Below are 15,030 nucleotides of genomic sequence, written 5' to 3'. Positions count from 1 at the left end.
CTACAATTCTTAAAGTAAAATATGCAGGAATTTGACACCATTATTATTGGTTCCGGAGTTGGCGGTTTATCAACTGCTATATGTCTTGCAAGAGCCGGACAGAAAGTTTTGGTACTCGAACAACATTATGTTCCCGGTGGCTGGAGTCATAGTTTTACTTTAAAAGGGCAGCGTTTTAGTCCGGGCGTACATTATGTAGGACAACTTGAAGAAGGACAATCTACCAACGAATTGTACAGGGGTTTAGGAATTGCGAATGACATGGTCTTTTTCCGAATGAATAAAAAGGCTTACGAACATTGTTTGATTGGAGATGAAACTTTCGATCTTCCGGCAGGAATTGACAATCTCAAGAAAACCCTTTCTTCCCATTTTCCACACGAAGAAAAAAACATCAACGAATATCTTTCTTTGGTTGAAAAAGTAAGTTACGAACTGCAATTGATTCCAAAACTAAAAGGTTGGTGGCAAAACATTACCGTTCCGTTCCGTACCAAACATTTTGGCAAATTTGCTTTGTTTCCTTTAAAGAAAGTAATTGGATGGCATGTTAAAGATCCAAAGCTAAAAGCAGTATTGAATATTCAGTGCGGCGATCACGGACTTCCTCCCAGTCGTGCTTGTTTTCCGGTACATTGTTCCGTAATGAGTCATTATTTTGATGGCGGATTTTATCCAATGGGCGGCGGCGGCGGCATTGTAAAAGCCATGACAAACGGTATAAAAAGACATAACGGAGAAATTCGCGTAAAACAAAACGTACGCAAAATCATTATCGAAAATAAAAAAGCCATAGGTATTCAGCTTGAAAACGGCGAAGAAATACGAGCCAAAAATATTGTTTCGAATGCTGATCCTTCAATCACTTATTTAAATTTAATTGATATAGAACATTTAAGTAAATCACTTCTCAAAAAACTTGACAAGACTAGATACTCCGTTACTTCTTTAATTTTATTTTTGACCCTTGATATTGATGTTACCTTATATAATATAGATTCCGGAAATTTCTGGATGATGAAAGATGAAAACGACGATGCCAATTTCGAACATTTAATGAGCGATACAATTGATTCCGGCGATTCATTTCCCTCGGTATTTATAAGTTGTACGACACTCAAAGATCCGGCAAGTTTTAACGGACGTTACCATAATTTCGAAATTGTAACCTACGTCAATTACGATCATTTGAAAGATTTTAATGGATTAGATGATTATCATAATCCAGCCTATAAAATATTCAAAGAAAGAATCGTCGAAAAACTGATGAACAACGTCGAAAAAATAATCCCAAATGCGAAGCAACATATTATACAGGCAGAATTAGGAACTCCTAAAACCAATGAATTCTATATTAATTCGACAAAAGGAAATGTTTACGGCACCGAAAAAACATTAAATCAGGTAGGGCCTTTCTCTTACAAGAACAAAACCGAAATCGAAAATCTGTTTCTTTGTGGTGCCTGTACCTTATCTCACGGTGTTGCAGGAGCAACATATTCCGGAGTTGCAGCAGCTGCAGCGATTCTGGGCTGTACCTCTGATGATTTATTAATAGAAGATGCAAACCAAAAAATCCGAATTTATGATGCCGAAGATGCTGCGACATGGCCGGATTGGGTACACATAAAACGAACAGATAAAATAAGGAAATTCGTTTAAAAAAAATACTTATTTTTGCGCAACCACCAAAGCCATTAAACCAAATGAAAAATGTTCTTGTTATTTATTATTCTCAGTCAGGACAACTAGAAGAGATTGCGCGGAATATCGCAAAACCTTTCCTGAATTCAGAAGAAATAAATGTAACGTTTCACGAAATACAATTAGAGAAACCCTTTCCCTTTCCTTGGGATAAGGATTCTTTTTTTGACGCCTTTCCAGAATCTTTTCTTCAAATCCCAACAGCATTAAAACCTGTTCCTCAAGAAATTCTAAACACAAAATTCGACTTAGTTCTTTTCCATTACCAGGTTTGGTATTTGTCGCCTTCGATTCCTGTCAATTCATTTTTGAAAAGTGATGATGCAAAAAAAATCCTGAACAATACGCCAGTTGTTACTATAAGCGGTTCCCGAAATATGTGGATTATGGCACAGGAAAAAATCAAAACATTACTAAAAGAAGCCAATGCTCAATTAGTAGGAAACATTGCCCTGGTAGATCGGGTTGGAAATTTAATCAGTGTCATTACAATCGTAGAATGGATGTTCTCCGGAGTAAAGAAAAAGTATTTGGGAATCCTTCCTTTACCGGGAGTCTCTGACAAAGACATTCAGGAATCTAATAAATTTGGAGAAGTTATTTTCTCCCAACTAAATCAGAACAAACTAGAAGATTTACAGCCAAAATTACTGGCAATTGGCGCAGTAAAAATCAGCTCATATTTAGTTACAGTAGATAAAACAGCCAATAAAATTTTCAATAAATGGTCAAATTTGATTTATAAGCATCAAAAAAACAGAAAACTGCTTCTTAAAGTATTTAATGTTTATTTATTCCTTGCAATATGGTTAATCTCACCAATAGTATATATATTGCACCTTATTACCTACCCATTTAAGTTAAAAACCATAAAAAAAGAAACTCAATATTATAAAGGAGTTTAGTAGACGAAATTAGATTATGTTTGAAGTATATATTACCAAAGCCGCAAAGTATTTGCCAAATGAAGCTGTTTCTAATGACGAAATGGAAGATTATTTAGGTCTTATTAATGATGCTGCCTCTAAAGCAAGGCGTATTATCTTGCGCAATAATAAAATTTTAACCCGTTATTACGCCATAGACAAAAACGGAAAAAGCACGCATAACAATGCTGAATTGACCCGAAATGCTATTGTGCAATTATTTGACGATAACTTTACCGCACAAGATCTTGAAGTGCTTTCCTGCGGAACCTCAACACCTGATATTTTCTTGCCTTCGCACGCAGCGATGGTACATGGATTATTAAAAAATAAATCGGTAGAATTAAATTCATCAACTGGTGTTTGCTGTGCCGGAATGAATTCATTAAAATTTGGTTTTCTGTCTGTAAAATCAGGAAACTCTAAAAATGCAGTTTGCACAGGGTCCGAAAGAGTTTCGACCTGGCTGAATGCTCAAATGTACAATCATGAAGCAGCAAATCTAAAAAGTCTTGAAGAGCAGCCTATTATTGCCTTCAAAAAAGATTTTTTACGTTGGATGTTATCTGACGGAGCCGGTGCATTTTTATTAGAAAATAAACCAAGTGGTGATATTTCTTTAAAAATCGAATGGATGGAAGCTTTTTCGTATGCTTACGAATTAGAAACCTGCATGTATGCCGGTGGTGATAAATTAGAAAATGGAGAAATTAAAGCATGGAGCGATTATCCTCCGGAACAATGGCTAAACCAATCCGTTTTTGCGATTAAACAAGATGTGAAATTACTGGATGAATTTATTCTTTCTAAAGGAGCTGAAAGTATGAGCGATGCCATGTCTAAAAATAATATTACGTCAGATCAGGTTGATTATTTTATTCCTCACGTTTCTTCTAACTTTTTTGTCGAAGGATTAAAAAAAGGATTAAGCGAGAAAGGAATCGGAATGGCTGATGAAAAATGGTTCATGAATCTTTCAAGAGTAGGAAATGTAGGCTCTGCCTCTATCTATTTAGCTGTTGAAGAATTGATGAATTCAGGAAATTTAAAAAAAGGAGATCGTATACTGCTATCTGTTCCTGAAAGTGGAAGATTCTCTTTTGCATATGCTTATTTAACTGTTTGCTAATGGAAACAACTTTACTTTTAGAAAAAGAAGCTGTTGAAAATTTATTGCCGCAAAAGTTTCCTTTTGTTATGGTAGATCAAATGTATTCATATACTGAAACTTCATTAGTTTCAGGTTTTAAAATTCAAAACGATACTATTTTTTTTGACAACGATACTTTTTTAGAAGCAGGTTTAATAGAACATATGGCGCAATCTGTGGCTTTGCACACAGGTTATCAATTTTTCTTAAAAAACGAAATAGCCCCAACGGGATATATAGGTTCAATCAAAGAAATTGTGATTAAAAAATTGCCAAAAATTAATGATACAATTCAATCGACGGTAACAATTTTACAGGAATTTGCCGGAATTACACTGGTTGATATTGTAACTACTCTAAACAACGAAGAAATTGCCAACGGACAAATGAAAACTGTTTTAGCAAAATGATAGCAGAAATGAAAACCGGAGTTGATATACAAAATTACCTTCCCCACCGAGCTCCAATGCTTATGGTGGATTTAATTTTGGATATAGACGCTAACTTCGTAGAAACGACCTTCCTGATAAAAAAAGACAATGTTTTTATTGACAATAACGTTTTTATAGAAGCAGGTCTAATCGAAAACACAGCGCAAACCTGCTCTGCTATTGTAGGCAAAAAGTATTTTTTTGATGAAGACGGAACAGAAAACGAAAACGTAAATGTATTGGGTTTCATTAGTGCAATAAAAAATCTTAAAATACATTTGCTTCCAAAAGTAGGCGATACGATTATTACCAAAGCAACTTTGGTTTCAAAATTCACAGGTGACGATTATACCTTGTGTACAATGAAATGCGAAAGTATATGGGGACATAAGTTACTTTTAGAATGCGAGATTAATTTGTTCATCCAGAAGACAGCTTCGGTATAAATGAATGCTAAAAAAATCATTTTGCATTTATTAATCCGGATTGTGATTTTAGTTCTTCTGGTCGGATCTGTTTTTTTACTTTGGTATCTTACCGTTGATCGTCATAAACATTGTCACGGAGACGATCACAAACATTTTGATAATGGTTTAGGATTCTTTATTATGGAATTCATGGCAATCCAGGCATTTTGTTTGGGAATGCTCATAGAAATGATTTATTTATTTGTGAAGAAAAAACAAAATTTAGCCTTCACAAATCTGGGGTTTTTAATAATTAGTTTATGTATCGCATTAGCCGTATGTATCTAATAAATTAATAATGAAATGGAAAAAGAAAAAGTACCACAAGACAAAAGCAACTTAACAAAAAACAACGTTAAAGAACTTTTGTATGCTACCGATGAAAACGGAGAATATACTACAACTTTAAGTACCGGTTGGGAACCTAAAAGCATCGCACTATCCAATTCAATAGACGAAATAAACGAACGAATTGCTGAAGCAAAAATGCAAGTTCAAATTGGAGAAGTAAGCCCTATTTGTTATTATATGGAGCTCTCTAAAATGGATCTTACTATTTTGTCGAGTTATGTTGGAATGTGGAAATGGCGTGTAAAAAGACATTTTAAACCAACTGTTTTTGCCAAACTAAGCAATACCATTTTACAAAAATATGCCGATGCTTTTGAGATTTCGGTAGCTGAATTAAAAAATATTAAAACAGATTAATGCAAACTAATTTTACACATCATCAAGCCGCTCATTGTGAGAATGGAGTAGCTTCGAATTTGTTAAAAAACAGCGGACTCAACATCAGCGAACCTATGGTTTTTGGTATTGGCTCCGGACTTTTCTTCGTGTATTTACCTTTTCTAAAAGTAAATCATGCACCAGCAATTAGCTACAGAACTTTGCCAGGACAAATTTTTAATAAATTGGCAAGTCGTTTGAATCTAAAAATAAAAAGACAAAAATTCTCCTCTACAGTAAATGCAAACAAAGCTTTAGATGAAAATTTAAAAAATAATATTCCAACCGGATTACAAGTTGGAGTGTATCATTTGAGTTATTTTCCTGATGAATATCGCTTTCATTTTAATGCACACAATTTAGTTGTTTACGGAAAAACTGAAACCGATTATTTGGTCAGCGATCCCGTTATGGAAACGGTTACGACTTTAACACATGACGAATTAGACAAAGTACGTTTTGCCAAAGGTGCTTTTGCGCCACGAGGGCAAATGTATTACCCGATTCAGATTCCTGAAAATGTTGATTTGAAAAGTGCGATCATCAAAGGAATCAAAAATACCTGTCGCGATATGCTGGCACCAATGCCAATTGTTGGTGTACGCGGAATAAAATTCGTATCGAGACAAATTCGTAAATGGCCTGTAAAACACGGCACCAAAAAAGCCAATCATTATTTGGCGCAAATGGTCCGCATGCAGGAAGAAATAGGAACCGGAGGCGGAGGTTTCCGTTTTATATATGCTGCTTTTTTACAAGAAGCTTCGGTTATTTTAAACAATGAAGAACTAAAAGCACTTTCTAAAGAAATGACTCAGATTGGAGATTCATGGCGTGATTTTGCTGTTGAAGCTTCCCGAATTTATAAAAACAGAAGCGCCAAAGAAGATGCTTACAATGCCATTGCCGATGAACTTTTGAGCATTGCCAATAGAGAAGAAATCTTTTTCAAAAAACTAAAAAAAGCGATTAGCTAAATATATTTTGAAACCCATTATAAAAATAGAATCCCTTTCGAAAAAGTACAAAGATGCTGACATGTATTCTTTGAACGATGTTTCGCTGGAGATAAACGAAGGACAGATTTTTGGATTATTAGGTCCAAATGGTGCCGGAAAAACAACATTAATTTCCATGCTTTGCGGATTGATCAAACCAACCTCAGGACATTTTACAATTGATGATCTGAACTACACCAATCATTCTTCTAAAATCAAAAAGATCATTGGCGTTGTTCCTCAGGAATATGCCTTATACCCTACTTTGACCGCAAGAGAAAATTTACATTATTTTGGGAGTATGTACGGTTTAAAGGGCGCTTACTTAAAAGATAAAGTCGTTGAAACTTTAGATCTTTTGGGTTTACTAAAATTCGCAGACAAACGCATTGAAACTTTTTCAGGCGGAATGAAACGCAGAGTCAATTTGATTGCCGGAATTCTGCACAATCCTAAAGTTTTATTTTTAGATGAACCAACTGTTGGCGTTGATGTTCAGTCTAAAAACGCTATTATAGATTATTTGAAAGTTCTCAACCAAAACGGAACTACAATTATATATACGTCACATCATTTGGCTGAAGCCGAAGATTTTTGTACCCATATTGCCATTCTGGACCGAGGCAGAATTTATGCACAAGGAACGCCATCAAGTTTAATAGACTCGACAGATGAAGCACGTAATCTTGAAGAAGTTTTTATTTCATTAACCGGTAAAGATTTTAGAGATGGTCAATAAAATTTGGATGTCCGTAGTAAAAGAATTTCTCTTGCTTAAACGAGATTTAGGCGGATTAATCATTCTGTTTATCATGCCGTTGGTACTTGTAATCACGGTAACTTTAATTCAGGACAGTACTTTTAAAACTATCAGCGATAATAAAATTCCAATTTTATTGGTTGATAATGACAATGGTTCTGTTTCTAAAACAGTTTTTGATAACCTTGAAAAAAGCAATTTATTTAGCGTTGTTACGCAAATCGACAATAAAGTAATTACGGAAGAAGTAGCTAAAGAAGCCGTCTACAAAGGAAAATTTCAATTAGCGATTATAATTCCGAAAAATCTAAGTGTCGATTTACAAACCAAAATCGATCAGAATGTCCAGAACATTGTGAGCAAAATGGGCTTAACAGAAACAGATAGTACAGCTCAAACTGAAAAACCTAAAGTAATCAAAGAAAAAGAAGTAAAACTGTATTTTGATCCGGCGGTTCAGATGAGTTTCAAAAATGCCGTGATGAATTCGATTGATAAAATGATTTCTCAAATCGAAACCAAATCAATTTATACGACTTTTCAAAATCAATTGGGAGAAGGAACTGTTGAATTCGATCAAAAGAGTTTCATTACTTTCAAAGAAATAATCCCAAGAATTAACAACAAAGAAGTTCGTCCAAACTCAGTACAGCATAACGTTCCGGCATGGACACTTTTTGCGATATTTTTTATCGTGATTCCGTTGTCTATTAATATTGTAAAAGAAAAATCACAAGGAACATTTGTTCGATTATTGACCAATCCGGTTTCTAATTTAGTAGTGATTATTGGTAAAACCATTACATATTCAGCCATTTGTATGATTCAGTTTTATATGATGGTTGCTGTAGCAGTGTTTTTATTTCCACATATTGGTTTGCCTTCTTTAAACATCGAGGGACATCTATTCTTAATGAGTATTGTCGCTTTGTTTTCAGGTTTTGCTGCCATCGGTTTCGGAATTTTATTAGGAACCGTTGCCAATACACAAGAACAATCGGCTCCGTTTGGTGCAACAAGCGTACTTATTCTGGCTGCCGTTGGCGGTGTTTGGGTTCCAGTTTTTGCAATGCCAACTGTCATGCAGTATATCGCTAAATCATCACCTATGAATTGGGGATTAGAAGCTTTCTATGATGTTTTATTACGCAACGTTTCTTTCCTTGAAATCATCCCAAAAATAAGTTTGTTATTTTTGTTCTTTATTATCACAACATCTATTGCCTTATTTTATGACAAAAAGAAAAGAACAGTATAACGAAGCCACTGACTTAACCGTTTCTCACGAAATCAGAATCCGTTTTAACGAAACTGATCCGCTTGGAATCGTTTGGCATGGTAACTATATTACCTATTTTGAGGATGGACGAGAAGCTTTTGGGCGTCAACACGGACTTACCTATCTCGATATTGGTAATACAGGTTATACAACGCCAATTGTAAAATCAAAATGCGAACATAAATTATCTTTACGTTACGGAGATGTTGTAACCATAGAAACAACGGTTGTAGATACTCCAGCTGCCAAAATGATTTATCGTTTTAGAATATTAGATGCAAAAGGCGAAGTTGCCTGCACAGGAGAAACCGTTCAGGTTTTTTTAGATGGCGACGGAAATTTAATGCTTACCAATCCTCCTTTCTACGAAGAGTGGAAACGAAAAGTGGGATTATTAAAATAAAAGACAAACACGAATTACACCAATTTTCACGAATTAAAATTAAAAAAAAATCCGTGCAAACCAGTTTAATCCGTACAATCTGTGGGCCATTTTTCACCCATCAAAAAAGATAAAATGATAAGAGAAGTATATATCACCGAAACCAATTGTATCACACCTTTAGGATTTGATGTTCAATCGAATGTCGAAGCAATTCTTCTTGGTGATTCCGGTATTCAATTGCATAATGATATTTCTTTAATGCCAAATTCATTTTATGCTTCAATTATTTCTAATGAAAAAATAAACAGTGCTTTTGAAAAAATCAGCACTGAAACAAAATATTCACGTTTAGAAAAAATGATGATTCTGGCTTTAGAGCCCATTATCAAAAATTCGGGAGTTGAATTAAATTCGAAAACTACCTTTATACTTTCGACTACAAAAGGAAATATTACGGCGTTAAAAGATGCTTCAGGCGACAATTTCAATAATGCTCATTTAGATGTTTTAGCTCGAAATGTTGCCGATTTCTTCGGGTTCAAAACACAACCTATTGTGGTTTCGAATGCTTGCGTTTCCGGAATTTTGGCCGTCTCGGTTGCTAAGAGAATGATTCAGTCTGAATTGTACGACAACATTTTTGTAGTTGCCGGAGATGAAGTTTCAGAATTTGTTTTATCTGGATTTAATTCATTTCAGGCAATGAGCGATTTGCCTTGTAAACCCTATTCTAAAAACAGAACCGGAGTCAGTTTAGGCGAAGCAACGGCAGCAGTTTTACTTTCGGCGAATCCTGCAACTGCTAAAATAAAAGTAATTGGAGACAGTTCGATAAACGACGCCAATCATATTTCGGGTCCGTCAAGAACAGGCGAAGGTTTGTTCAGAAGTATTCAGAATGCTTTAAAAGAATCTCAAATAGATGGTAATAAACTTGATTTTATTTCAGCACACGGAACGGCAACACCATTCAATGACGAAATGGAAGCCATTGCATTAAACCGTTTAAGTTTACAAAATGTTCCCATAAATAGTTTAAAAGGTTTTTACGGTCATACATTAGGCGCTTCAGGATTATTAGAAACCGTAATTGCAATAGAATCAGTAAACCAAAATATGCTTTTTGAATCGAAAGGTTTTGATGAAATTGGGGTTAGTGAATCGATTAATGTTATTGAAAAAAATGAAGAAAGAAACATTGATTATTTTTTGAAGACAGCTTCTGGTTTTGGAGGTTGTAATACGGCTGTTGTTTTTGAAAAAGTTAAACACGAATTGCACTAATTTTCACGGATTAAAATATAAATAAAGTTTGAACTGTTCGAAAATTCCGAACAGTTCAAATGAAAAAATCGAACTTACAAGGAAATCTTGAAAGTTCAAATTTTTGAAGTAAAATGAAATTATCAAAATTCATATTTATAACACTAGTTCTTCTTTCATCTTTTGGATGCAAAAAGAAAGAAGTATCTGAATCGGATTTTGAAAAAGACGTTATGAATAGTGTCTTTGTCGAAATTGTAGATTCTATTTATATGGATAGAAGAACTCTGGAACCGCCTCCGATGCCAAGGCTAGATTTTAAGACTAATAAAGAAGATACTATTGGTTATCATGATAAATTAAAAAGATATCAGATAGAACAAGACAGCATTAAAAATTACAAAAAACGAATTTTAATCAGTGTCTATGATTTTGTAGTAAGCAATGGAATCAATGATGATAAATTTGATTTGACTCCATTCAAAAATAACAAAAAGTTTAATTTTCAATATGCTTCTAAATTTCCTGAGGAAATATATTGGGACATAAATGATAAAAAAAGCAAAATGCCAGTTGGCACTATTAAAGTTTATAAAATTCATTTCAATGAAACGAGGACATATGGAGTTTTATCTGCCAAAGCTTCATGTGGGGGAGGAAAATGCGGAAGAGGATTTGAGATTACAATTGAAAACAAATCTGGAGAATGGCATATTACGAATATTGTTGATACTTGGGTTTCCTAAAAATGAAGATACTAATTTTCACAGAGTAATTAGTGTAATTTAAACCCAAACCAATCCGTGCTAATTTGTGGAATTAGTGTTAAATTAAATAAATGACTCAAAACAAAACATATATACACGATTATATCACCATTCAAAACAACGAAATTGTTTTGAACGGAACTTCTGTATTCAAAATAGAACCAACAGATTTTGGGGATTTCTCTAAACAAGCCTATCGTAATTTTGACATTCAATATCCGAAATTTTTCAAAATGGATGCTTTGAGTAAACTGGCTTTTCTTGGATCCGAATTGCTTTTGAGTCCGATAACTTCTTTAGAAACTGAAAACAATATCGCTTTGGTTTTAGCCAATAAATCCTCAAGTTTAGATACTGATGTTAAATACCAAGAATCGATTTCAGACAAAGAAAACTACTTTCCGAGTCCTGCAGTTTTCGTTTATACGCTCCCAAATATATGTTTGGGCGAAATAAGTATCCGCCATCAGCTGAAAAGTGAAAATTCTTTCTTTATATTTGACGCCTTTAACACTGAATTTATGTCGAACTACTCGGATATTCTTCTGAATACGAATAAGGCAGATATAGTTCTTTGCGGTTGGGTAGAATTTTTTAATGATAATTACAAGGCTTTTCTTTGCACCATTAGCAAAGAAGAAAGCGCAAAATATAAAAACGAAAATATCAATACATTATATAATAAATAATCATGGAAGCATTAAAAGAAGAATTAAAAAACAAAATCATTACTACTTTAAACCTTGAAGATATCGCAATTGAAGATATTGCTGATAACGATCCTTTGTTTGGAGATGGTTTAGGTTTAGACTCGATTGATGCGCTTGAATTAATCGTGATTTTAGATAAAGATTACGGAATTAAATTGGTAGATCCCAAAGAAGGAAAAACCATTTTTCAGTCGATCGAAACTATGGCAGCTTATATTAGCGCTAACAGAACAAAATAGATTTCTGCCTGCGGATCAAACAGGTTAAACAGGTTTTCGCAAATGGTGTACAACTTTGTCAAAGTTTGAAACTTTGACAAAGTTTTGGAATCTACAATCTAAAATCAAAACTCTAAAATTAATGAGTAAAGGTGTTGCAATAACGGGAATGGGAATCATCTCTTCGATTGGAAATTCAGTCGAAGAAAATTATATTTCGTTGATCGAAAATAACATTGGCATTTCCCGTATCACAAATATTTCGACAATTCATGCGGATGTTATTAAGGTAGGAGAAATCAAAAAAACCAATGAAGAATTGGTTGAAGAATTACAACTTACAGAAGATAATAACTTTTCAAGAACGGCAATGATTGGTACTTTGGCAGCCAAACAAGCTGTTGAAAATGCAGGAATTACATCGATAAACGAATTCAGAACCGGACTTATTTCGGCTACAAGTGTGGGCGGAATGGACATGACTGAAAGACACTATTACGATTATTTCACACATCCGGAACTTATTAAATACATTACTTGTCACGATGGCGGCGATGTTGCAGAAAAAATTGCCGAGGAATTGGGTTTAAAAGGAATCGTTACAACAATTAGTACGGCTTGTTCCTCTGCAGCAAACGCGATTATGCTGGGTGCCAGATTAATTAAAACCGGAAAATTAGATCGTGTAATTGTGGGCGGAGCTGATGGTTTGGCAAAATTCACCATTAACGGATTTAAAGCTTTGATGATTTTATCAGACGATTTCAACAAACCGTTTGACAACGAACGCAAGGGATTAAACCTTGGCGAAGCAGCAGCATATTTGGTTTTAGAATCAGATGAAATTGTGGCGAGACAAAACAAAAAAGTACTGGCTCGTGTCTCTGGTTACGGAAATGCAAATGATGCTTTTCATCAAACTGCATCTTCAGAAAACGGAGATGGTGCTTATTTAGCAATGAAAAAAGCTTTTGATATTTCAGGTTTAAAACCTTCGCAAATAGATTACATTAATGTACACGGAACGGCAACGCCAAACAATGATTTATCTGAAGGAAGAGCTTTAAAGAGAATTTATCAGGATGAAAAAGTTCCTGATTTTAGTTCAACGAAACCTTTTACAGGACATACTTTGGCAGCAGCGGCGGCCATTGAAGCTGTTTACAGTGTTTTGGCAATTCAGAATAATGTGGTTTACCCGAATTTGAATTTCGAAAATCAGATGGAAGAATTTGATTTACAACCTCAAACTTCCTTAAAAAATAAAAACATCGAACACGTTTTATCCAACTCTTTTGGTTTTGGAGGAAATTGTTCTACCCTTATATTTTCAAAAAGCTAAAATGAAAAGAACATATATAAATGGAGTAGGCTGTATTTCGACTCAAAAAACATTTGATACTGTTTTTTTAGAAGAAGCCGTTGTCAATCATAATCAAAATGTATTAGCAATCGTTCCTCCTGTTTACAAAGATTATATTTCTCCGGCAGCAAGCAGAAGAATGGCAAAAGGCGTGAAAAACGGAATCGTTGCTTCGGCCCTTGCTCTGAAAGATGCAAACATCGAAAATGTTGATGCAATTATTACCGGAACCGGTTTAGGATGTATCGAAGATTCTGAAAAATTCCTAAAAAGTATTCTGGATAATAACGAAGAATATCTCACACCAACTTCTTTTATTCAATCTACGCATAATACTGTTGGTGCTCAAATCGCTTTGTTGCAGCAATGTAAAGGTTATAATTTTACGTATGTAAATGGCGCTGTTTCTTTTGAATCGGCTCTTTTAGATGCTAAAATGCAAATCGAAGAAGACGAAGCCCAATCTGTTTTAATTGGGGGAGTTGATGAAAATGGCGATTATACTACTGCCCTTTTCAAATTAAACGGACGTATCAAAGCTGATAATTTAGCGCCTTATGATCTTTTGAATTCTACAACAAGTGGTGCTGTTTACGGAGAAGGTGCCAGTTTTTTTGTTTTAGAAAATGAAAGAAAAGACAATACATATGCTGAAATTCTGGATATTGCTATTGTAAATACACTGGAAGAAAATGAAATTGAGGCAGAAATTAAATCCTTTTTGAAAGCTAATAATTTAGAAATTTCAGATCTAGATGCTTTAGTTTTAGGTTTTGACGGAAATGCAGATTTCGAAAACTATTATAGAAATCTTGCTGAAAATGCTTTCGCAGAAATACCTCAATTATATTATAAACATTTAAGTGGTGAATACGATACTGCTTCTGCTTTTGCTTTATGGATGGCTTCTAAAATTATTAAAACTCAGGAAATTCCTGAAATCATAAAAGTAAATTCGGTCGAAAAACCAGTTTATAATACCCTTTTATTGTACAATCAATTGAATGGTAAAAACCATAGTTTTACGTTGATATCAAAATGATAACGCATAAAAACATTTCGTTATTCTTTCTCTTTTTATTGCTTTTACTCGTTCTTCTGAACTTTTATACAGCAATTAGCTGGTTATGGTTTATCGCAATTGTTTTGATTTGGCTGGGAATTAACGCCATTGGCTCTTCCCGAATTTCTTCTGATTATCATGTAAAAGCTTACTGCAATAATTCCTCAGAAACAGAAAAGAAAATTGCCATTACTTTTGATGACGGACCAAGTATTTTTACTTTAGAAGTTTTAGATCTATTAAAAAAATACGATGTAAAAGCGATTTTTTTTTGCATTGGAAAAAATATTGAAGCGCATCCTGAAATCTTAAAACAAATTATTGCTGACGGACATTTGGTTGGAAATCATTCGTACAGTCATTCTAAATTTTTTGATTTTTATAATGCTGAAACGATCAAAGAAGAAATTGAAAAAACAGATCAGCTTCTGGAAAGATTTACTTCTGGAAAAATAAATTTCTTTCGTCCGCCTTATGGAGTTACAACGCCTTCGATCAGGCGAGCATTGAAAATAACCGGACATAAAGTAATTGGCTGGAATATTCGGTCGCTTGATGGAGGAACAAAAAATAAGGAATTGATTTTCAATCGCATTATAAAACGTGTTTCTCCCGGCGGAATCGTACTTTTGCATGATACCGCATCACACTCGGTTTTGGTATTGGAACAGTTTTTGCAATTTTTGCAACAAAACAATTACAAAGTGATTTCAATCGAAGAACTTTTGAATCTTAATGCTTATGGAATTGAACGCTAATAGAACAGGAACTCATCAGGTTAGACCTAACAGGTTTTAAAAACCTGTTAGGTCTTGCT

General features: G+C 34.3%; 18 protein-coding genes. All 18 read left to right on the top strand.

All coding sequences use genetic code 11. From position 1 onward, the window contains the following. The first annotated feature begins 21 nt into the window (after window positions 1–21). Window positions 22–1,662: a phytoene desaturase family protein gene (locus tag QLQ94_RS05510; protein WP_271335106.1), complete on the top strand. Its 1,641-nt coding sequence runs from the start codon at window positions 22–24 to the stop codon at window positions 1,660–1,662. 44 nt (window positions 1,663–1,706) lie between these two features. Further along, on the top strand, window positions 1,707–2,609 hold the full coding sequence (locus QLQ94_RS05505; RefSeq protein ID WP_271335105.1) for an NADPH-dependent FMN reductase family protein: 903 nt from the start codon (window positions 1,707–1,709) through the stop codon (window positions 2,607–2,609). A 16-nt stretch (window positions 2,610–2,625) separates the two neighbouring features. Beyond that, complete coding sequence (gene darB, locus QLQ94_RS05500) at window positions 2,626–3,759, top strand: dialkylresorcinol biosynthesis protein DarB (RefSeq protein ID WP_271335104.1); 1,134 nt, start codon at window positions 2,626–2,628, stop codon at window positions 3,757–3,759. After that, window positions 3,759–4,190, top strand: a complete 432-nt coding sequence (locus QLQ94_RS05495; RefSeq protein ID WP_427401119.1) for a hotdog family protein — start codon at window positions 3,759–3,761, stop codon at window positions 4,188–4,190. The genes darB and QLQ94_RS05495 overlap by 1 nt, the downstream gene beginning before the upstream one ends. A gap of 8 nt (window positions 4,191–4,198) precedes the next feature. Beyond that, entirely contained in the window at window positions 4,199–4,657 is a 459-nt protein-coding gene (locus tag QLQ94_RS05490) for a hotdog family protein (RefSeq protein ID WP_271335141.1), read from the top strand. 21 nt (window positions 4,658–4,678) lie between these two features. Further along, window positions 4,679–4,966, top strand: a complete 288-nt coding sequence (locus QLQ94_RS05485) for a hypothetical protein (RefSeq protein WP_427401120.1) — start codon at window positions 4,679–4,681, stop codon at window positions 4,964–4,966. Window positions 4,967–4,981: 15 nt separating this feature from the next. Beyond that, a complete protein-coding gene (gene DarG / locus QLQ94_RS05480) occupies window positions 4,982–5,386 on the top strand; it encodes a flexirubin biosynthesis protein DarG (protein ID WP_271335101.1) in 405 nt (134 codons plus the stop codon). Then, window positions 5,386–6,384 (top strand): BtrH-related acyltransferase DarH, encoded by a 999-nt coding sequence (gene darH, locus QLQ94_RS05475; protein ID WP_271335100.1) that lies wholly within the window; start codon window positions 5,386–5,388, stop codon window positions 6,382–6,384. Before DarG ends, darH begins: the two co-directional genes overlap by 1 nt. Window positions 6,385–6,445: 61 nt before the next feature. Next, window positions 6,446–7,144 carry an ABC transporter ATP-binding protein gene (locus QLQ94_RS05470; protein ID WP_271335140.1) on the top strand — a complete coding sequence of 233 codons (699 nt, stop codon included), beginning with the start codon at window positions 6,446–6,448 and terminating at the stop codon, window positions 7,142–7,144. Beyond that, a complete protein-coding gene (locus tag QLQ94_RS05465) occupies window positions 7,134–8,423 on the top strand; it encodes an ABC transporter permease (RefSeq protein ID WP_271335099.1) in 1,290 nt (429 codons plus the stop codon). Before QLQ94_RS05470 ends, QLQ94_RS05465 begins: the two co-directional genes overlap by 11 nt. Next, window positions 8,398–8,847: an acyl-CoA thioesterase gene (locus tag QLQ94_RS05460; RefSeq protein ID WP_271335098.1), complete on the top strand. Its 450-nt coding sequence runs from the start codon at window positions 8,398–8,400 to the stop codon at window positions 8,845–8,847. The genes QLQ94_RS05465 and QLQ94_RS05460 overlap by 26 nt, the downstream gene beginning before the upstream one ends. Window positions 8,848–8,961: 114 nt before the next feature. Continuing rightward, window positions 8,962–10,113: a beta-ketoacyl-[acyl-carrier-protein] synthase family protein gene (locus tag QLQ94_RS05455; protein WP_271335097.1), complete on the top strand. Its 1,152-nt coding sequence runs from the start codon at window positions 8,962–8,964 to the stop codon at window positions 10,111–10,113. A gap of 113 nt (window positions 10,114–10,226) precedes the next feature. Then, window positions 10,227–10,838, top strand: coding sequence for a hypothetical protein (locus tag QLQ94_RS05450; RefSeq protein WP_271335096.1), 612 nt, complete (start codon window positions 10,227–10,229; stop codon window positions 10,836–10,838). Window positions 10,839–10,930: 92 nt separating this feature from the next. Then, the gene (locus tag QLQ94_RS05445; RefSeq protein WP_271335095.1) at window positions 10,931–11,548 is read left to right on the top strand and encodes a beta-ketoacyl-[acyl-carrier-protein] synthase family protein; all 618 of its coding nucleotides are present in this window, start codon (window positions 10,931–10,933) and stop codon (window positions 11,546–11,548) included. A 2-nt stretch (window positions 11,549–11,550) separates the two neighbouring features. Beyond that, window positions 11,551–11,808 carry a phosphopantetheine-binding protein gene (locus tag QLQ94_RS05440; protein WP_017496902.1) on the top strand — a complete coding sequence of 86 codons (258 nt, stop codon included), beginning with the start codon at window positions 11,551–11,553 and terminating at the stop codon, window positions 11,806–11,808. Window positions 11,809–11,929: 121 nt separating this feature from the next. After that, a complete protein-coding gene (locus QLQ94_RS05435; protein WP_271335094.1) occupies window positions 11,930–13,129 on the top strand; it encodes a beta-ketoacyl-[acyl-carrier-protein] synthase family protein in 1,200 nt (399 codons plus the stop codon). 1 nt (window position 13,130) lies between these two features. Further along, window positions 13,131–14,192 (top strand): beta-ketoacyl synthase N-terminal-like domain-containing protein, encoded by a 1,062-nt coding sequence (locus tag QLQ94_RS05430; protein WP_271335093.1) that lies wholly within the window; start codon window positions 13,131–13,133, stop codon window positions 14,190–14,192. Next, on the top strand, window positions 14,189–14,971 hold the full coding sequence (locus tag QLQ94_RS05425; RefSeq protein WP_271335092.1) for a polysaccharide deacetylase family protein: 783 nt from the start codon (window positions 14,189–14,191) through the stop codon (window positions 14,969–14,971). Before QLQ94_RS05430 ends, QLQ94_RS05425 begins: the two co-directional genes overlap by 4 nt. The last annotated feature ends 59 nt before the right edge of the window (window positions 14,972–15,030 follow it).

Source organism: Flavobacterium sp. B114r (assembly GCF_056824125.1).
Note: the sequence above shows the minus strand (reverse complement) of the source record. Positions and strands in the feature narration are given on the sequence as shown.

Coding starts and splice junctions, on each gene's coding strand:
- QLQ94_RS05510 (WP_271335106.1), top strand. CDS start 22: ATGCAGGAATTTGACACCATTATTATTGGTTCCGGAGTTGGCGGTTTA.
- QLQ94_RS05505 (WP_271335105.1), top strand. CDS start 1,707: ATGAAAAATGTTCTTGTTATTTATTATTCTCAGTCAGGACAACTAGAA.
- darB (WP_271335104.1), top strand. CDS start 2,626: ATGTTTGAAGTATATATTACCAAAGCCGCAAAGTATTTGCCAAATGAA.
- QLQ94_RS05495 (WP_427401119.1), top strand. CDS start 3,759: ATGGAAACAACTTTACTTTTAGAAAAAGAAGCTGTTGAAAATTTATTG.
- QLQ94_RS05490 (WP_271335141.1), top strand. CDS start 4,199: ATGAAAACCGGAGTTGATATACAAAATTACCTTCCCCACCGAGCTCCA.
- DarG (WP_271335101.1), top strand. CDS start 4,982: ATGGAAAAAGAAAAAGTACCACAAGACAAAAGCAACTTAACAAAAAAC.
- darH (WP_271335100.1), top strand. CDS start 5,386: ATGCAAACTAATTTTACACATCATCAAGCCGCTCATTGTGAGAATGGA.
- QLQ94_RS05470 (WP_271335140.1), top strand. CDS start 6,446: ATGTATTCTTTGAACGATGTTTCGCTGGAGATAAACGAAGGACAGATT.
- QLQ94_RS05465 (WP_271335099.1), top strand. CDS start 7,134: ATGGTCAATAAAATTTGGATGTCCGTAGTAAAAGAATTTCTCTTGCTT.
- QLQ94_RS05460 (WP_271335098.1), top strand. CDS start 8,398: ATGACAAAAAGAAAAGAACAGTATAACGAAGCCACTGACTTAACCGTT.
- QLQ94_RS05455 (WP_271335097.1), top strand. CDS start 8,962: ATGATAAGAGAAGTATATATCACCGAAACCAATTGTATCACACCTTTA.
- QLQ94_RS05450 (WP_271335096.1), top strand. CDS start 10,227: ATGAAATTATCAAAATTCATATTTATAACACTAGTTCTTCTTTCATCT.
- QLQ94_RS05445 (WP_271335095.1), top strand. CDS start 10,931: ATGACTCAAAACAAAACATATATACACGATTATATCACCATTCAAAAC.
- QLQ94_RS05440 (WP_017496902.1), top strand. CDS start 11,551: ATGGAAGCATTAAAAGAAGAATTAAAAAACAAAATCATTACTACTTTA.
- QLQ94_RS05435 (WP_271335094.1), top strand. CDS start 11,930: ATGAGTAAAGGTGTTGCAATAACGGGAATGGGAATCATCTCTTCGATT.
- QLQ94_RS05430 (WP_271335093.1), top strand. CDS start 13,131: ATGAAAAGAACATATATAAATGGAGTAGGCTGTATTTCGACTCAAAAA.
- QLQ94_RS05425 (WP_271335092.1), top strand. CDS start 14,189: ATGATAACGCATAAAAACATTTCGTTATTCTTTCTCTTTTTATTGCTT.